The sequence below is a fragment of the Denitrificimonas halotolerans genome (assembly GCF_034259425.1).
In the GTDB taxonomy this organism is placed as follows: Bacteria; Pseudomonadota; Gammaproteobacteria; order Pseudomonadales; family Pseudomonadaceae; genus Denitrificimonas; species Denitrificimonas halotolerans.
The window spans coordinates 1-369 of the sequence record NZ_JAXIVU010000056.1 but is presented as its reverse complement, the minus strand read 5'-3'; the positions used below and the strand labels follow the sequence as shown (position 1 = coordinate 369).

The 369-nt window shown below is 49.6% G+C and carries 1 protein-coding gene; it reads right to left on the bottom strand.

Annotation, left to right across the window (positions count from 1 at the left end):
* Positions 1 to 369 (bottom strand): RNA-guided endonuclease InsQ/TnpB family protein (locus tag TOI97_RS13250; protein WP_321554590.1); only part of this gene is annotated, 369 nt, incomplete at both ends.

Below are 369 nucleotides of genomic sequence, written 5' to 3'. Positions count from 1 at the left end.
TACCTTTCGGCCTCGACCCGGGCAAACTGCCGCAACTCGAACAGGTTTGGGTGGTGTATGCCTCGTCAACTTCCTTAAAAACAATGCCTGCGTGAGCGCATTTATAGTCCAGCATTGTTTTTAATTGGCCCCAGCCAGCGTCTAGCACTGACTTGGCCATCGTGGTTTTAACGAGTTTTAAGCTACTGACATTGCCCACATAGATTTCACCACAGCGGTTGGCCAGCTTACGGCTGAACTTGTGCAATGCGTCTTTTCTACGGTTAGCGATTTTCGCATGAAGGGTTTTGACTTGGGTTTTATTTCTGGCTCGTTGCGCTATGGCTAATTTTTCCTCAAGGCCACGATAGAAGCGGCCCGCTTCCAGCT